Origin of the sequence: Fulvivirga kasyanovii (genome assembly GCF_009711405.1) — a bacterium.
In the GTDB taxonomy this organism is placed as follows: Bacteria; Bacteroidota; Bacteroidia; order Cytophagales; family Cyclobacteriaceae; genus Fulvivirga; species Fulvivirga kasyanovii.
Genome location: NZ_SMLW01000634.1, coordinates 13,688 through 31,020, shown reverse-complemented (window position 1 = coordinate 31,020; position 17,333 = coordinate 13,688). Strand labels below are relative to the sequence as shown.

At 44.9% G+C, this 17,333-nt stretch carries 14 protein-coding genes; 9 read left to right on the top strand and 5 right to left on the bottom strand.

The features are described 5' to 3' along the window. The 3 genes from E1163_RS30675 to E1163_RS21855 form a co-directional block, all read left to right on the top strand. Positions 1-309 (top strand): amino acid-binding ACT domain-containing protein (locus E1163_RS30675; RefSeq protein WP_185156172.1); only part of this gene is annotated, 309 nt, incomplete at its 5' end. Between the two features lie 6 nt (positions 310-315). Continuing rightward, complete coding sequence (locus E1163_RS21860; protein WP_246223827.1) at positions 316-1,005, top strand: ArsR/SmtB family transcription factor; 690 nt, start codon at positions 316-318, stop codon at positions 1,003-1,005. Positions 1,006-1,244: 239 nt separating this feature from the next. Continuing rightward, positions 1,245-1,715: a DinB family protein gene (locus tag E1163_RS21855; protein WP_155174599.1), complete on the top strand. Its 471-nt coding sequence runs from the start codon at positions 1,245-1,247 to the stop codon at positions 1,713-1,715. Here the strand turns inward: E1163_RS21855 and E1163_RS21850 are convergent, their stop codons facing one another. From E1163_RS21850 to E1163_RS21835, 4 genes are all read right to left on the bottom strand, one after another. After that, complete coding sequence (locus E1163_RS21850; protein ID WP_155174598.1) at positions 1,716-2,468, bottom strand: LytR/AlgR family response regulator transcription factor; 753 nt, start codon at positions 2,466-2,468, stop codon at positions 1,716-1,718. It lies immediately after the preceding gene. A gap of 1 nt (position 2,469) precedes the next feature. After that, positions 2,470-4,296, bottom strand: coding sequence for a sensor histidine kinase (locus E1163_RS21845; protein WP_155174597.1), 1,827 nt, complete (start codon positions 4,294-4,296; stop codon positions 2,470-2,472). Beyond that, on the bottom strand, positions 4,296-5,498 hold the full coding sequence (locus tag E1163_RS21840; RefSeq protein WP_155174596.1) for a histidine kinase: 1,203 nt from the start codon (positions 5,496-5,498) through the stop codon (positions 4,296-4,298). Before E1163_RS21840 ends, E1163_RS21845 begins: the two co-directional genes overlap by 1 nt. Positions 5,499-5,717: 219 nt before the next feature. Further along, entirely contained in the window at positions 5,718-6,875 is a 1,158-nt protein-coding gene (locus E1163_RS21835) for a hypothetical protein (protein ID WP_155174595.1), read from the bottom strand. A gap of 265 nt (positions 6,876-7,140) precedes the next feature. Here E1163_RS21835 and E1163_RS21830 point away from each other — a divergent pair, with 265 nt between their 5' ends. From E1163_RS21830 to E1163_RS21820, 3 genes are all read left to right on the top strand, one after another. Then, positions 7,141-9,144 carry a tetratricopeptide repeat-containing sensor histidine kinase gene (locus E1163_RS21830; protein WP_155174594.1) on the top strand — a complete coding sequence of 668 codons (2,004 nt, stop codon included), beginning with the start codon at positions 7,141-7,143 and terminating at the stop codon, positions 9,142-9,144. Beyond that, the gene (locus tag E1163_RS21825; protein ID WP_155174593.1) at positions 9,128-9,769 is read left to right on the top strand and encodes a response regulator transcription factor; all 642 of its coding nucleotides are present in this window, start codon (positions 9,128-9,130) and stop codon (positions 9,767-9,769) included. The genes E1163_RS21830 and E1163_RS21825 overlap by 17 nt, the downstream gene beginning before the upstream one ends. 240 nt (positions 9,770-10,009) lie before the next feature. Then, positions 10,010-10,405, top strand: coding sequence for a hypothetical protein (locus E1163_RS21820; protein WP_155174592.1), 396 nt, complete (start codon positions 10,010-10,012; stop codon positions 10,403-10,405). A gap of 922 nt (positions 10,406-11,327) precedes the next feature. Here the strand turns inward: E1163_RS21820 and E1163_RS21815 are convergent. Continuing rightward, positions 11,328-12,020, bottom strand: a complete 693-nt coding sequence (locus E1163_RS21815) for a hypothetical protein (protein WP_155174591.1) — start codon at positions 12,018-12,020, stop codon at positions 11,328-11,330. Between the two features lie 155 nt (positions 12,021-12,175). Here E1163_RS21815 and E1163_RS21810 point away from each other — a divergent pair, with 155 nt between their 5' ends. The 3 genes from E1163_RS21810 to E1163_RS21805 are packed head-to-tail and all read left to right on the top strand — an operon-like array spanning position 12,176 to position 17,328. Next, entirely contained in the window at positions 12,176-12,754 is a 579-nt protein-coding gene (locus E1163_RS21810; protein ID WP_155174590.1) for a hypothetical protein, read from the top strand. Next, positions 12,755-16,651, top strand: a complete 3,897-nt coding sequence (locus E1163_RS30670) for a zinc ribbon domain-containing protein (protein WP_185156171.1) — start codon at positions 12,755-12,757, stop codon at positions 16,649-16,651. It begins immediately after the preceding gene. Continuing rightward, positions 16,651-17,328: a DUF1266 domain-containing protein gene (locus E1163_RS21805; RefSeq protein WP_185156170.1), complete on the top strand. Its 678-nt coding sequence runs from the start codon at positions 16,651-16,653 to the stop codon at positions 17,326-17,328. The genes E1163_RS30670 and E1163_RS21805 overlap by 1 nt, the downstream gene beginning before the upstream one ends. Positions 17,329-17,333: the final 5 nt, after the last annotated feature.

The following is a 17,333-nucleotide window of genomic DNA, read 5'->3' as shown; positions in this document are numbered from 1 at the left end:
GAGGGCGGTGGTGCCTGGGTGGTCAATAATGAAGGTGTAGCCCACTTTTTAGTAGAGGATGCCAGTAAAGCCCGGAAGGCATTGGAGGCAAAAGGGATTGAAGTTATTAAAGAAAATGAGATATTAGTGCAGCGCCTGAAGCAAGACCAGCCCGGACAATTGGGTAAAATAACCCGTGCCATGGAAAAAGCCGGTGTGAATATAGAAGTACTCTACAGCGACCATGACAACCAGCTCATACTGGTGGTCGATAACTACGAAAAAGGAAAAGAAGTGTCAGACAACTGGACACGTGGCGTATATGCCTAAATAATTATGGAAGACCTGGAAAATCAGTTTAGTCAGATTGCAGCCCTTATCGGGGACAAAGCACGCTCTGTCATGCTTTGGAACCTTTTGGATGGCAGGGCCTATACGGCTACCGAATTATCGGTGTGCGCCGGTATTTCCCCGCAATCGGCCAGTAATCATTTGGCTAAACTGGTTGAGGCCGATATACTTTCTATCAGCAAGCAGGGCAGGCATAGGTACTACACCTTCAAAAATGACGCCGTGGCGCAGGTGGTAGAGTCAATGGCGAGCCTGCTGCCTTTAAATGGCGAGGGTAAGATGATTTCAAAACCGGTTCTGTCAGGCATTACTTACGCCAGGACTTGCTACGATCATGCAGCGGGTAGGTTGGGAGTGGGCATTACCGAATCGTTGATAGCTAATGGTATGCTGGAAGCCTCTGATAAAATATATGAACTCACTGAAAAGGGCAGCGAGTGGTTCAGTACTTTCGGGATAAATGCCGAAGATTTGAAACAACAAAAGCGGTCATTTGCACACCAGTGCCTCGACTGGAGCGAAAGAAAGCCTCACCTGGCCGGTGCACTGGGTGCTTCCATGCTGAACATCATGCTCCAAAATGATTGGGTCAGGAAAAAGCAAAACACCCGGGAGCTGCTCATTACCCCAAAAGGCAAGCTTAAGCTCAATGACCTGCTAAAGCTGGAAATATAGGATCAGGGGGAATTTCTGAGGAGACTATAACTTTTCACCTCTATGTTTGACAGACAGTGGTTACTGGCAATCGGCAAAACAGTTGGCAAACCCGTATAAAGCAAACCATAGTTGTGGTTTATTGATCTTCAGTGGCAAGCTTCATGTTGCGTGTTTATTTTCCAGCTCACTTGCTCCACAGGTTTTAGCCTGGCCCGGGATATAATCCATTTTTACACTTTAATTTATTAGCATTAGTAATGAATACCATAGATATTATATTATTAAACTTTTCAGAAACCCGAAGACGCAGTTTGAAATTGTGGCAGGCCATACCGGATGATTACCTGGGCTGGAGGCCGGATAAAGATGCTTTCTCTATTATTGAAATGATCAGGCACGTACTGGAAGGAGAGCATCTTTTTCATAAAATCATTGAAAACAGAGGCAATCTGGGCGATTACGAATCGCCATGGTCAGGAGAGCAATACTCCGATGTTAACCATGAGCTGAGCCTGGCGGAGAAGTACCGTGCCCGGTTTATAGACATGGTGAAGAACCTGAAAGAAGATGAACTGGAGAATGTTGAAATCGTGAGAACTGAAGTCGGGCAGCGTAAAAAGCTGGGCGACTACCTCAACCGCATGGCCTATCATGAATCTGTGCATGCCGGCCAGATGCTGGGGTACCTGAGAAGCCTGAATATAGACAGGCCCTTGATATGGGATTGATTACGATAGGGCCATCATCCTTTCCATAAACTCGTCACGTTTGCTTTGGGAAATTGCTATCTGGCTACCATCATTCATCAGGATATAACCGCCTTCTGATTTTACAAACTTCTTCACCTCATGCAGGTTGATCAGGAAGCTGTTGTGCACACGCATGAAATTGTGGTCAGATAGCAAGTTCTCATATTCCTTTAAATTTTTACTTACGATCAGCTTCACATCAGGCTTAATGTTGAAATTGGTATACGAACCATTGGCCTCACAATAACTGATGTTTTCGATATCAATAAACTCCAGCCCTTCTGATGTAGCCAGACATATCTTTTTCCTCTGGCTAGGCTTGTTATCCATGTTTTTAAGGAGCAGGCTTAGCTGTTGTGACGACTCCTGCTTGTCAATCCTAGCCCTCGCTTTTTCCAAAGCTTCCTGCAATTCGTCAATGTCTATAGGCTTGAGCAGGTAATCGAGGCTACTGAACTTGATGGCCTTTATGGCGTATTGCTCGAAGGCAGTAGTGAAAATTACATCAAAGTTGCGTTCGCTGATCTGATTGAGCACATCAAAGCCGGTACCGGTCTGGAGTTCAATATCCAAAAAGATCAGGTCAGGCTTAGTTTTGTTGATTAGTGCTACTGCATCACCTACATTACCGGCCATGCCGAGTACACTTACGTCGTCGCAAAACTCCGTGAGCAGGGACTTCAGGGTTTCCTGGCTTCTTACTTCGTCTTCAATTATTACTACGTTTAGCATCTTACATCTTGGGTATATTAATAATTACTTTTGTGCCCTTGTCAGAATCTTCAAAGGTGACCAGGGTCTTTTGAGACCTGTTCATATTAATGAGGTCCAGCCGTTTTTTTGTCACCGACATGCCCCTGGAAACATAAACAGTTTTCTTTTTCAGTGCCTTGGCGGCGGCTCTTCCAATGCCATTATCACTAATCACGCAAAGAATGAAAGCGTCTTTGTCAGTAAATTCAATACTTATCTTTTTGCTGCTATGAGTCGCAGGTATAAGCCCATGGATTATGGCATTCTCCACATACGGTTGGATCAGGAAAAGCGGCATTTCAAGGTTATGGATGTCCAGCTCTTCATCTACCGTTATGGTATACTCAAAACCACCATCAAACCGCAGCGATTCCAGCTCCAGGTAGAGTTTCAGCAGCTCTATTTCCCTTTTTAACGGTACATTGACCTCTATCGAATTTTCGAGGATTTGCCGAAGCAGGTGAGAGAATTTGGTCAGGTACCTGAGTGCGTTTTTTTTATCATTGGAGGTAATGAGGTGCTGGATCGAATTTAAAGCATTAAAAATGAAATGAGGATTGATTTGCGCTCTCAGAGCACTTTTGCTGGCAGCAGTTGCCTCTTTTTCCAGGCTGAGTTTGTCTTCATAAACCATTTTGATCCTGTACGCAAGACCTGTCGCAAATACAAAACTTTCAATGCTTGCACCTGTCAGCATATACTTGATGTTCATTAAAAACAAAGTAAGCAGCGCACCGGTAACAAATATGGCAGTACCGATAACCACAAAGTAGACCAGGTTTGACTTTTTAAATACAAGCAGGTGAATGATACCATACAAAGCAAACAGGCTCATGAAATACCGCTGGAAGTTCATTAACATGGTCTGGTATGGGAAAAACGGATCAATCAGCAGTATAATGGTGTCAATGACAATTAAGGAGCCAAGAAAGACGGCAATGACCTTTACGGCCTTATCAAGCTTTGGATAATCCGTGGGCATTTCCAGAAAAGAGCGAATGAACAGCAGGTACATCAGGTTAATGGCTATTTGCGTAACGCTGGTTACCACATACAGCATTAGAGGCTGGTTGGCCTCAAAGAAAGTAATAATATTCAGACTCAGTTGCGAATAGTAAGCACTTTGAAAGAGAAGGAAAAGACCATAAAAAAGATAGATGTAGCTCTTAGAGTAAAAGTATAAGAGTATATTCAATATAAACAAAGCTCCGGCCAGGCCGAGAAAAAGGTATATGGGTATTTGTCGTTCAAAGGAATGTTTGAAATAGGCATAGTCCTGTATGACATCCCGGTTATTGCCAGCCACATAGAAAGTTGCCCTCTTCCATCGGTAGCCTCCTAAAAATTCCTCCGTTTTTATAACAATGTACCGCATGGCTAAAAGGTTTTCTTTCGTAAAGGGCAGGTAAGAGCGCTTCACTTTATTGCTTTTAAAGCTGTTGTTTTTGAAAAAGTTAATCTCCAACGACTGTACCCCTTCACCGGCTTTGAGATAATAGGCCCCACGGTAAAAGCTCGGCGTGTTGAGATAGAGCGTGTCATGGTTTTCAAAAAGGTGCAAATAGGAGGTCAGATCAAACCGCAGCCAGTATGAAGAGCCGGAAGCGACCTTGTCGATATCGCGGGGTGCTTGGTACTGTAGCTGCTCTTTTCCCACAATATATGCAGGGGTATATGATTCTCCTTCTTTTTCAATCTCTACCGAAGGCGTAACGGGAAAGTCATTGTATAAGTAAATGCTGTTCTGGGCTTTTGCCTGCGTGATCAGGCAGCCGATAAATATCAAACCGATGAGATATTTTTTCATTACTCTGGTACAGGAATAGTAAGCGCTATTGTTCTGCCGGTAATCTCTCCCTTATCATTTCTCAATTCATCAATCTGCCGGATTATCTTAAGATCCTTTAATTTATTCAATAAGTCAATATGTTCCTGCCAGGTAAACAGGTTGGCGCGGTAATCATTGGGGTCATTTCGGGTGAAGCCGAGAAGCATATCCACCTCCAGCGAGGCCTTAAATAGCAGTTTATCAGCGTTTCGTGTAAAATCAAGGGTAAGACACCCCTCTCCTGAGTTAGACATCACCATCCGCTCGATAAGTTCTTCAACGATCAGTTGTATGATCAGCGTGGGGATTGGAAGGTTGTACAGGCTTTCAGGAACATTGATCGCAAATTGGAAGCGGTCTTCGTACCTGAGTTGTTGCAGCTTGAGGTACCAGTTGATCATCCTGATCTCCTCTTCCAACTGGATCTTTTCCTCATCCAGGTGTAGCATATATTTACGGATCAGCTTACTGAACAAGCTATGGTAGCGCAAAGCCATCTTCTTTTTATCCGTGGTGATAAAATACTGAATAGCATTTAAAGCATTAAACAGGAAGTGCGGGTTCATCTGCCGCCTCAGAGAGTTGACCCTCAGGTTTACCAGCTCCCGTTCGGTATCCATAAGGGCTTTTTGTTTCAGTTTAAGCTCATGTTCGGCATTGACGCGGGCAAGCTTTACGGCGCATATGGAGGCAATAGCATGGAGGGTCTTTAAGTGTTGATGTGTGAAAAAATTCTTATCCGGATGCTCACAATCTATTACACCCCAGACCTTATCATCCTGGGTTATGGGTACAGCTATTTCAGAGAGGCGAACCTCATCATCTACCACATACCGGGCATCCTTACTGGTGTCGCGGATCAGCTCTGGCTTGCCTGTGGCAGCTACTGTTCCGGTTATCCCTTTTCCTACAGGTATCTCGATGGGTTTCAGTACTTCATAGCTGCGGGGGTTTTTAGGGCCATAGGCAGCTTTTTGAACCAGTACTTTACGATCGTAGTCAACCTTATAAATTACACAGTCAAGAAACCCTAACCTTGAAATACAGTTTTTGGCCAGGTCCCAGAGCACCTCTTCCTCCGTGTTTTTGCTAATTATGGACGTAGCGAAGTAAACCAGGGTCTCTTCCAGTTCGTCAAGTTTTAATTTCTTTGCCAATTGTACCTCACCATTTTCTGCCATAATAGAACAAAATTAAAAGACCTGCAATTTTTGATTCTTAAATTCCACCTGTGGTCAAAGCCGTAGAACCAGTAAAACGAAGATTATGCTTGTAGCACTTACGATCAAGATTAGCCTTTTCATTTTATTGTTGAAGTTGAATAAAAAGTTGCCATAAACAGGGTAATGAATAAGAGCCCCGAGAGTGCCGTTGACCCTCGGGGCTTCTTAACGCTACAATTAATTTTGCTTGGCCAGGATCAGGATGATAGGGTTAAGAGACTCCTCGTCGTAGCTGGTAACGATCAGTATCTGGTCATTTCCATTGACAAGCAAAGCCGCAGCCATATCAGAGACGTCATTGTCTTCGTCGAAATTCATGCTTCCCAATACCCTTCCATTGATTACATCCTCTACGATTACCACCGCACCTTCTTCATTATCCACCGTTCCATTTTCAATGTTGGTGTACTTATAGCCGGTGCCGATCATGTTGTTCAGGTCATTTTTGGCAAAAGACAGTTTTACAGGTACCGTCTGCTCATCGTTGTGTTTAGGCAGGTAGGCTATGCCATTGTAAGTGTTGTTCAGCAAGGCATCTTTAGTGGCATTAGCATCAGTTTTAAGGGCAAATACACCACCGTTGCCATAGCCAAAGTCCATCATCATAGCACCTGCATTGGTAAATTGCCCCTGAGCTACGGTTTTACCTCCATCCATAATTTCAACAAAACCATTGTTCACACATGTGGCTACAGGCAGGCCTTCGATAGTGCCGGAGTCAGTGCACGCACCGTCATTAACACAGTCAAGGCTGAATTTATAACCTGATATATCAAAGCCGTTACCAGATGCAGCGAAATCAACATAGCCAAATGCCTCATCCGTAATAGGGTCGAAATCCGATTGTCCACCCGGAGCAGTTATTATATAATTGTACGATCCCGGTATGTTGGCGCAGTCTCCCTCAGGTACCATAGCGATAATATCACCCTTGATGCTGCCTTCCGGCTTAATGATCATAGCCATTCCAGGTATTTCGAGTGCATAGAACCAGGCAGTGCCATCGGTGGGTATTTCATCATTGGCAGGCTCTGCATTGGTAATGGTAACCTTCATGAAGCCGGAGGGGAAAGTTTCGAAAGTACCTTCAATAGCGATGTCGTCGCTGGTGTCATCAAAAGTGCCATAATCCCACGAGGCCGTCATATGGCCTTGCTCCTTGTCCAGGCTCCACGTCCATACATCACCCGGGCTTTGGGTGCCCACATAAACCTCTGCAACTTCCGGGTTTACGAAGGGTACATCGGCAGGTACCACCTTGCTGTCGTCATCGCTACAGCTTGCCATCAATAAGATGCCGGAAAGTATCAGTGCATTTACAAATATCTTTTTCATAATTTCTGGTGTTTTCTTTTTGTTTACTTTCACGAATGTAGAAAGTACGTAAATGCCACATATTGATACATTTACAGATGCACCGTTTCGATTGACGGATTTACATTTTGAATTGATGGCCGTAATGCAGGAAGAAATGAAAACCCCTCCCTTAACACTTCCTGAGTTTGTAAATCACGGAATTAGGTGATGGATAAGTGCAGCAGATGGCATAAATTGCAAGCTTTTGGTTTATAAATATCTAGCCTGACCTCATACTGGAAAGATGATTGCAACTTTAAGGATTACTATATCGCTTTTTCTGGCCCTAAGCTTTTGCAATTCTGGTCTTTGCCAGGAAAAAAGCACACAGGAAGTAAAACTTGACTCGCTTTTTGATGAGTACATCAATGTGGTACATGCTTCACCCGTGCAGGCTAAGCTGATTGCAGATGAGATACTACAGATCAGTGTGGAGAATAGCTACGACATATATGCCGCCAAAGCCCACTATTTATTAGGCAATCTGGCCTATAAAAAAGGTGAATTCAGCACTACCATTGAAGAAATTAACATGGCCATCGATCTCCTTGCCCGTAATAATGTGCAAGAAGGCTTGCCTGCCTGCTATAATCTGCTGGCCGTGGCTTATAAAAACATGGGTATGCTATCAGAGGCTACGGAACATTTTATGTCGGGCTTGCAACTGGCAAAAAAGCTGGGAGATAAACGGCATGAGGGGAATACATACCAGAATATTGCACTAATTTACTTTCAGCAGCAGAAGTACGAACAGGCCATGGAGAACCTGGATCGCGCCAAAGAGATTTATAAGGCAATCAATGATGAATCAGGCTTAATAGATGCCATGTTCAATTATGCGAATATTCATAAAGAGCAGGGAGACTATGAACAGGCGCGAGAGCAATACCTGAAAGTATTAGCATATTTCGAACGGATAGAACACTATTCTAAAGTGGCACATGTAAATATTAACCTCTCACAGATGCTGATAGAGGAGGAGCGCTATGAAGAGGCTGTTGTGCAATTGAAAAAAACTTTGCAACTGCTGGAGAAGCTCAGCCTGCACTCGGATATGGCTATTGTTTATAACGACCTCGGCCTGTCAAATATGAAATTAGGTAACCTGAGTGTCGCCATACAATATTTTGATAAGGCGCTAAAACTTATTGATACCGCCAATCCGCCATATTTTATAGGAGAGGTCTACCAAAACCTGTCTCAACTTTACCGGATGAAAGGGGGTTATCAAAAGGCTCTTTTTTACTATGAGCAATATGTAGCCTACGAAGAGAGTGTCAATTCACTTAAGAAGGAAAAATATCAGGAAGAGCTTGAGAAGGAATATGAAACCGCTTTAAAGGAAACGCGCATCGAACTGCTGGAACGGGAGAAGTCATTGAAAGAAGCAGAGCTGCAAAAGTCAGAATTGCAGGAAAAACGCCAGCGACTGGTTAAGAATGTATTTATTGCAGGCTTCCTCCTGGTTCTGATCACCCTCATTATTTTACGGTATTTTTATGTTCAGAAAATGAAAGCCCAGCGCCGGCTGGCCGAGCAGCAGGAAGAGAACTCGCGGCAAGCCATCAATCAGCTCATCAAGGACTACAAGCTTACGGTAATAGAGCGCTACCAGGAGGGGCAGGAGCAGGAGAGGTCACGCATAGCGCGGGAGATACATGACGGTATAGGCAGTGACCTGGCCAGCCTGAAAATGATGTTGGAGCATTATCTGGAGCATAAAGGTATGGATCACAATGCGGGCAGGATCATGATCGGTATTCAGAATGCCTGCAAAGACATCCGTAACCTTTCCCATCAGTTGCACCCGCTGCCATTTTCCCAAACCGGCTTCTCAAGCTTCCTGAAAGACTTTTTTGCCCAAAAACACAATGATGGAAAGCTCAGGATCAATACCTTCTTTTTTCCGGAAAAAGATATCGACAGGCTTCCCGATATTTTACTGGCAGACATATACAGGATATTGCAGGAGCTGGTGAACAATATCGTGCAGCATGCCGAGGCCAGTGAAGCCGAAGTGCAGCTTACCCTGCATAAAGCGTATATCAACATTGTAGTAAATGACAACGGGCGGGGCATGCATCAAGGGAAAAAAGCCTCAGGCATAGGCCTGCGCAATATCCGTGAGCGCCTGGAAGCACTTGATGGAACCATGTCTATAGAAAGCTCCGAAAAGGGCACTTTAGTAAATATTGATATACCTTTGATTAACCACAGTAATATAATTTCAGATGAAGAAGCAACATAACATCATTCTCGCCGATGACCACATCATGTTTTTGGAAGGTTTGCATACAATCATTAGTGAAATACCTGAGATAGGCGACATTCATCTGGCTACAGAGGGGCAGCAGGTTATCCGCTTGATGAAGCAATTCCCAATTGACCTGATCATCAGCGACATTAACATGCCCAAAATGGATGGTTTGACCCTATTGGCAGAAGCAAAAAAACAAATGCCAGAAGTTAAATTCATGATCCTGAGTATGCTAGACGATGCAAGAACAGTTCAGAAAGTCATTCAACGCAATGCTGATGGTTTTGTACTCAAAATGGCCGATAAAAAAGAATTGAAAAAGGCCGTGCAGGAAGTTTTGAAAGGAGAACAGTATTACTCGGAAGTGGTTAAAAAAACGTACATGGAAAGCGTTTTTGAACGAAAAAAACACCAGCATGTTGAGTTGTCGCAAAGGGAAAAAGAAGTCCTCAAGCTCCTCAGTGAAGAACTTACTTCCAAAGAGATCTCGGAGCGTTTCTTCATCTCCGTAAATACCGTAGAAACCCACAGAAAAAACATCCTCCTGAAAACAGGCAGCAAAACTACAGTAGGAGCCGTAAAATTTGCCATTGAAAACGGCTATCTGGATGATTAAGCCCTCACCCGGCACATCCACTGCCACAAGCCATTCTGACGCAGGAAGAACCTACCTAAGCAAATCACCACTCACCGTTCAGCACATGCAAAAACCGGATTTAGCTACTCCAACCACCTCCAATTAGTTGTATTTTCCAACCTCACGGAAAACCATGACTTTACGATTTCATGGACACCGGGTAAAAGAGGGCGCATGGCACTTCATAAATTTGTATCAGGTTTTTAAAAATTATAAAATATGGGACTTCAAGAGAAAAAAGCAATTAACGCCATCAAAGAACAATATTTTGGTGACTATCAGAAAGAACTTAATGAAGTAGTAGGAAAAGAACTGCCTATTGAGATCAACTGGGAAACGTTCGATCTGAATTCAATTAAGTTTATTCCAAGTGTTTGTCTGCAACGTACAGTAGACGCTTTTAAAAAGGTGTGCTCTGACCAAGACGGAAAAGAAGCAGTACAAGAGAGCATTAACAGGATAGAAGTGAACAACATTGAAGAAGCCAATGCAGGAGAACTAAAAAGCCTGAGCCTGGCCAACGGCACATTCCTGATCAACGCATGCTACGGCGGCCATCACAGTGGCTTTTTCACCGACACCGACATGAAAGGTTATCTCGAAAGCAACTTGTAAGAAGAGAAAACATTGAAAGCCTGGCCTCTAAAACCAGGCTTTTTATTTGCTACCCGTACCAGTACCCCACCATTGCCTGTCCCCCGACAGGCCCTCTACCCCAATTCCGAACCACTACCCCCGGTCCCCTGACAGGCACTCTAAGCAGTCAGGAAGCAGATCACGGGAGATTAATATCAACAAACTAAGCCATTAGCGTAGACCATAGGAAGGCATGTCAGCTTACAGAACTAAACTGCGGCTTTACTAAATTTTGAAAGTTTGGTAAAGTTTCACTGTTCTGTAGCCACCGGCTGAGGGTAATTACCTTAAAGCAGAAGTTGTGTGCTACCACCCCGTGCCCGCCCCCTGACATGCACGCTAACCGCAGTCGGAAAACAGACAGCAGATGGGTCTGTCGGGGGACCATAGCCGTTAACTTAAGGGCGAAAAGCAGCGCCGTAGGTGCTGAATGTGATTAGCCCGGGGTGCAACCCCGGGAAATCTAATCAGTGGTAAATGTGCCATAGGAAACCCCCGCCATGAAATGCTGACCGCTTTGGCACACATAGCAAAAACAAATTTCAGCACATTTAGCCCCTAAGCAAAGAAATATAAAAACGGCCGCTCCAATGTTATTCAATCCATAAAACATATGGTTGGTGGTGAAAACACAAACAATGGGGCTTTCGGGAGGTGAAGGTTTTGTTGACGTATCCGTGTTTGCCTTAGCTTTTTATCAGTTCCGGGGATGTGTGCCAAATAGGCCTGTGCTATATGGTCGGGCTTTCCTATGGCACATGTAACGCGATGATATAGCCACCGGGCTTCACCCGGGGCTATTCAAATTTGACCCTTACAGGGTCGGGTTTGCCTTAAGTTAACGGCTATGGTCGGGGGACAGACCTAGGAGGTGGTCACGCATCTGTCAAGCAACAGATATCTAAAGAAGCTTTTCAATACTTTCCTGCAACTCCTTAGCGTTAAACTTCCTTTTTAGCCCCCTTTCAATATTAAAATACAGCTCAAGATTACTTCCTGATAAGCTCGTTTTATTTTCATGACCCGGTATTATACTAACCGTCGTTACAGCCTCTGCCAGAGCCTCCTTCCCAAACTTATCCTTACAAATTGAGGTGAGCACCGTAACCACATCATCCATCAAACAAGTGGCATAATAGCGGTCTGCCGGTAAGGCATCTTCCGGTAGGTTTAGCTTTAACGTAATATTCTCCCCTGCGCAGGAAGAAATTTCAGCACCTTTCTCCCTCAACAATGCCTTTAATTTAATGCCCGTAATCACGTCTCCCGGTGCCGGATCAAATGGAATGATCCCATCAGAAAGTTCGTGCAGCCAGTCAGTGGCCTGCAATATTTCTACCGCTTGCAAAGTACTGCTTCGAATATACATGAGTTCAGGTTTCCCCTCAGCAATGTGCGCCAGCAGCAGCATTTGTTCCCTTTCATCAAAATCAATCAGATAGCCTGACGCATAACCCCCTCCTGCATGAGCAACCCTTAATAAAGGCAATTTGGGTCTGTCTGATCCTTTTTCCCGTTCCACCGCGCTGTTCAATGTTTTAAGAATAGCATCCGGTGCCTGAGCTTTCAATTTCAATAGTGTGTTAAAATCCATAATTCATTTGTAATGTGTCGATAAACAAAATTGACATCCATTATTAAAGCTTCACTCACTGTATTCCGTGATTTTCAATATTCATCAACAGTGGTGAAAAGCCTTCATCCCCAGTCAGATACCTTTGTTTTAGGAATTTTAACAAGAACAGACGCATGGAAGAAGATAAAAAGATCCCCAAACTTTTGGTGAATATTTTGAAATCCAAAGGACTTAATGACGATCACATCGCATTGTTGGAAGACGCTGGAATATCAAGCAAAGCCGATTTTGAATTTATTGGAGACCCACAAACCTTCATGGATATTACCGGCCTTGATGAAGAAGTAAGCCAAAAAGTGATGGAGTGGGCTGTAGGTTCCAAAAAGCAGGCTCAGCAAGAGGCAAAGCCGGAAGAGCAACAATCACAGCAGCAGATCATTGTTGAAGGCTCGGATGTGGTGAAGTGTGTGCACTGCGGCACCCGCCAGCCTAAGGACTACAAAACCGGTGATCTGTGCCTGTCATGTGGTAATCAGGCAGAGCCCGTGCTCAACTGCCACTGGTGCCTGAGCTCAGGGCCGGGCAAGTTTTGTCGTGAATGCGGCGCTGAGTTTGTCGGCTCATCAGATTTTGAAATAGCCCTTTACCTCAAGCGTGAAGGCGAGTCTAAAAATGCCATTGTAAATATGGTCAAAAATATGACCGCACAGGAAAAGGAAAACATTTGGGCAAAAGTGAGGAGATCGAGATAAATGTCTATTGTAGTCTATTGTGAAAAGTGCGATGCCAGGCAGCCCAACGACTGGAAGGCAGGAGACTCCTGTACAACCTGCGGAGGCATGGTCAGGGAAGAGGTGCGCTGCACCTGGTGTGTAAAGCTGACACCCAAGGGCAAGTTTTGTAAGCACTGCGGAAGTGAGGTTCAGCCGGAAAAGTATTTTGGGGCGGCCCGAATACTAAAAAGTATCGGCGTAAACCAGATGGAGCTGGGGGAGAAGCTAAGAGAACTCCCCGCAACCAAGCTTGAGCAATACCAAAGCAAGTACAACCGGCATTTGGCCGTAGTACAAAGGGCTGTGGAAGATATGCAGCGCCTAGAAAAAATGGTAGTTATCCAGGGGCAGCAGAAATACTCCCTGATCGAGGACGAGCTACTCAATAAGATTCCCTTTGATGATGAAACCCTTGCGGACAGGGAAAAGTATGCCACTCAGCGGATAGAAAGCGACCTGGAATTTCTACACCGGCGCGGCGAACTGACGTCAAAGGTTAACCTTCAATTGGCGGGAGCCGCTTATTACAGATGGCGACCTCAGCAATTGACAGAGAGCCATCAGTATATTTCGCAACAGATCTTTGAGCATATTGTCAATGAAAAATCATTTCACCGGGAAGAATGGGCCTTGCTACTGGGACATCTTCATGCATTTAAAAATACCTTCGACTGGACTCCTTTCAGAAAAAGCAGTTCCCTAAAGAGCGGCAAAAGCTTTTTCGAAACCCTTATCTCAGTACTGGAGCCTTTACTGGACATACCTTACCTGCAACCTTATGCTGCAGTGGCATTGGTGCATGCATTAAAACAGTTAGACCAAACCGACTACCAGGCCTATCAGCGCTACGAAATTCTGGCGCGGGAAGCACTTGATAATACAGATCATGACCTCCGTCTTTCGGCAGGTTTTTTATTTGAAAGTGAAAGTGTAATAGCTAGAGTAGGCAGGCAGGACAGCCCCGCGGGAGCTGAGGCACTTCACTGGTTGTTGCAGAAAGACTCAGGCATAATAGCAGATGCCGTAGCAGGAGATAGCCTGAGCCACAGGCAGTTTTTGGCTATTGAAAGCTGGATAAAGAACCTGAATAGCGAGTATGATAAAGCCCTGGAGCATTGGCACCAGCGAAGATTCAGACTGGAAGAGAAGCAGCGGGAAAGAAGATCGCAGCTTTTTAATGAAGGTGCGGTATCCGATTACCAGTCCAGGCAAGAAGAGGAGGCGCGTGAAAGAGCAGCTTTGGAGGAGCAGAAGCCACAGCCGCCTGTAAGTCCCGAGGGGCTGGAGGTGCTGGCTGGTTATGCCTTGAATATGATCGTTGATGCCCGCGACTTCAAAGATGCCGTGGAGGAAGATGCAGAGGGCACACCACTCTATTTGCGCATCCTTGGCTTTGCCGTCAGCTATGGAATACTTACACAGGAACAGCTTGACGCCATTGTTTCTAATAGCGAAACTTACGATCGCAGAGATGCAGTGGGTGTATTACTGTCGGTGCCATCCCATTATGGCCTGGATTATAGCCAGTCGTACCAGTATTACTTTACCGCTTCAAAAGCATATGAAGCATATCAGGAAGGTTTCGAACATATTGAGAGCTGGCTGGAGCCATTAAGAGCAGGGCATTATCCCACCCGGCAAGCCCTAGATAATGCACTTAAATTTGTTAAAGACCATTATTCCTATACTTCAGTCAAAGATGATCGCACCCGCAACATTTTACTCGATGTCCTGCATCTGCTTTTGGAGGCTACCAATGAGGTCTCATATCATACCGCGATTTTCGTCATTACCCAGGCCTTGGATATTCGCAATTACCTGCTGGCAGAGTGGTATGCAGATGCTGCTATCCGATATGGATTTTGCTGCCGCAGCCACTATTATATTTCAGGGTCGCCAGAGCCCCGCAAATTCGAGATAGGAGATACATTTATTGAGGATTTCTTCGAAGGAAGTTGGGAGAGTTTTATCCAAACCTACAACCGGCTGGCATCCGTGGGCAGTAGACTGGCGCATGGCCCTGCCGACCTGGTAAAAAATTGGATTGATTATAATCCGGCGGCTTTGGCCGGGCAGTTGTCGGCCAACCCTGACTGGGCGCTTCAGACTATTGATGCACTCAAAGAAGGATTGCTGATCCAGGGAACCCAGGGCATATTGCACATCCGGACTGAGGATGGTGAATATCCTTTAATAGAAGCCCTTGCCCTTAAAAAATGGGACATGGCCGATGTTGCCTTGTATTACCACCGACCCGGCGACCTCCACTATCATCAGCCAGAGGGCTGCCTGAAACGCTTTTATGAATGGCTTACAGGCAATGAGGGCATTAATTATTACAGTCCCGCCTTTGAAAAGTACGCCCGGCACTTCTTCACCTTTTCTGCCGACGCCAAAAAAATACCTGCAGGGATGATACCCCTGTGGCTTAGCGAAAGTGCACCAGCCAACAGGGACGAAAAGAAGAAAACTTTTTTTGATGACCAGTTTAGTGTACTGGTGCCATTGGGCTGCAACAATCCTTTGGCAACAGTGCTCAGGGAAGGAGAAGCCTTTCAGCTTACCAGCGACTACATTTTTGAACATATATTTAATGGATTCGGAGAAGTGGTGGCCTATGCAAAAGCTAACTTCCACTACGGTTTGAAGTCGGCTGCCAACCGGTTTGTACTCCAGGCGCTCTATCATGCCAAAGATGAGCTGATTGACCGAAGTGAAAACGAAGAAGAATTGGCGGAGCTGGTTACGGCACTTTCAGCGCTTGCACTTAACCAGCACGAAGCCAAAATGTACAACGATTACTGGCTGAGCTACCTCATAGAGGTGATTATAGCCCAACGCAATGGCTTCACCAACAGGCTTGGGTTTTTGAATATGGTATGGAAGCTTGGAGGTTTGCACTACAGCATCAGCGAAAAGATCTATGACTTTGTAAAAGAAAATATCAGCGAATGTATTGAACGCGACCCCGAGAACGGTTTACGAGCCTTGTATGCTTACTATGAAGACTACTTCTTTGGTAGCCGCATAGATGCCAAATGGGTTATCTATGTTTTACAGGAGAAAACCCGCGAGATCGCCGGGGCATTTGAGCAGCATGAGGAGCTTTTTATAGAAATGGGCCTGTTCATGCTGGGTTATATAACCCGGGAAATCCACATAGGAGAAGCTGACCAGAGACGTACCCTGGGAGAGCTTGAAAAGCACTTTTATGCCGTGATAGAGCAGGTGAGCCCTGAGAAAGTGCCCGCAGAACTGATAGGACAGATCAGGGAGAAGATCAACAGCAGACAGATTTCGCTACATATCAGTACAAAACTTGAACGCTGGATAGAAGATAATGGACTTGTGGTGGAGGAAGCAGAAGTGGAGCCGGAGTATTCAAGCCATGAAGAAAAGGTTCAATTACCTGATGATATAGACTATGATCCTGAAGAAATACATATGGATATGGTGCAGTTGAGCACCTTCATGGGCACCTTTCAGGCAAATAAAGATCAGGTAGAAACACTTATCAACCATTTGCCTTACTATAAAAAAGACAGGACAGACAACCCGATGATGCTCTCCATACTGATGATGAAACAGGCAGAGATCAAAGCATTCCTTGCCGAAGATATGAGTGCAGCCATAGCCCTTTATCAGAAACTGCTGGAAATAATACTTGACCCCTTATGCGCACCCAACGGGCCATTTCCCGGGTACGGACAAATGACGGCACTCATGATGCCTCAGATGCTGGAAGGTTCCATGTTTGCTATGCAGTACATTCATTCACTGGAAGCCATGGCATCGTCAGGAGCTTATTCGACACCTCATCAGGAATTGCTCAAGAGTTTAACCGAACAATTAAAAAGTCAACAAACAATATCATAATGGAACAGGAACATTTAAGCGATGAGATGTACTGGGGGCTTAGTTTGTCAGCACTTACCCTGCAAAGCCTGGGCAACTGCAATCACCGGTCTTTATTTGGGTTTGATGGTAAGGATGAGAATGTGAAGGCCTTTCTTAAGTCATACCTGTACAGCATCGGTATTTTCAATGCTAAAGAAGCCAAAGACCGCCTGTACCATTACCGGCACGACCAGATGCATAACCGGATGTTTATGGAGGCAGTTCACCATCTCGATTTGCTATCGGAAGCCGAATTTGAAGCCCATCTGGATACTCTGGAAACACCACTGGAAGTGAAGCGATGCAAAATAGCATGGCTTTACAGGCACGAGCTTAAAGAAACAGGTATACGCGGGCATGAAATAGCACAATACGTGATGCTCATGAGGCTTTATGGAGCCTATGGGTACCTGGAAGAAAACGAGATCAGGCTGAGGTTGTACGACATAGCCGGGGAGGTGCGCCAAAAATTTCATAGCTGGGATCATTACCATCAGAATGTTCTGGCAGGAGATCAGTACGTAAAAGGCTATGAAATACATGATCATAGCAGCGTGTTAATTTCTAATCCATTGATAGCCGCCTATTATTCCATAAGCAATTCAATGTACCAAACAGACTCCCCGTTTTTTCAACTTAACTGGTCAGAACAATAGCAAAT

Excerpts from the sequence above, each read along its gene's own strand:
- E1163_RS21860 (WP_246223827.1), top strand. The coding sequence starts at position 316 with ATGGAAGACCTGGAAAATCAGTTTAGTCAGATTGCAGCCCTTATCGGG.
- E1163_RS21855 (WP_155174599.1), top strand. The coding sequence starts at position 1,245 with ATGAATACCATAGATATTATATTATTAAACTTTTCAGAAACCCGAAGA.
- E1163_RS21850 (WP_155174598.1), bottom strand. The coding sequence starts at position 2,468 with ATGCTAAACGTAGTAATAATTGAAGACGAAGTAAGAAGCCAGGAAACC.
- E1163_RS21845 (WP_155174597.1), bottom strand. The coding sequence starts at position 4,296 with ATGAAAAAATATCTCATCGGTTTGATATTTATCGGCTGCCTGATCACG.
- E1163_RS21840 (WP_155174596.1), bottom strand. The coding sequence starts at position 5,498 with ATGGCAGAAAATGGTGAGGTACAATTGGCAAAGAAATTAAAACTTGAC.
- E1163_RS21835 (WP_155174595.1), bottom strand. The coding sequence starts at position 6,875 with ATGAAAAAGATATTTGTAAATGCACTGATACTTTCCGGCATCTTATTG.
- E1163_RS21830 (WP_155174594.1), top strand. The coding sequence starts at position 7,141 with ATGATTGCAACTTTAAGGATTACTATATCGCTTTTTCTGGCCCTAAGC.
- E1163_RS21825 (WP_155174593.1), top strand. The coding sequence starts at position 9,128 with ATGAAGAAGCAACATAACATCATTCTCGCCGATGACCACATCATGTTT.
- E1163_RS21820 (WP_155174592.1), top strand. The coding sequence starts at position 10,010 with ATGGGACTTCAAGAGAAAAAAGCAATTAACGCCATCAAAGAACAATAT.
- E1163_RS21815 (WP_155174591.1), bottom strand. The coding sequence starts at position 12,020 with ATGGATTTTAACACACTATTGAAATTGAAAGCTCAGGCACCGGATGCT.
- E1163_RS21810 (WP_155174590.1), top strand. The coding sequence starts at position 12,176 with ATGGAAGAAGATAAAAAGATCCCCAAACTTTTGGTGAATATTTTGAAA.
- E1163_RS30670 (WP_185156171.1), top strand. The coding sequence starts at position 12,755 with ATGTCTATTGTAGTCTATTGTGAAAAGTGCGATGCCAGGCAGCCCAAC.
- E1163_RS21805 (WP_185156170.1), top strand. The coding sequence starts at position 16,651 with ATGGAACAGGAACATTTAAGCGATGAGATGTACTGGGGGCTTAGTTTG.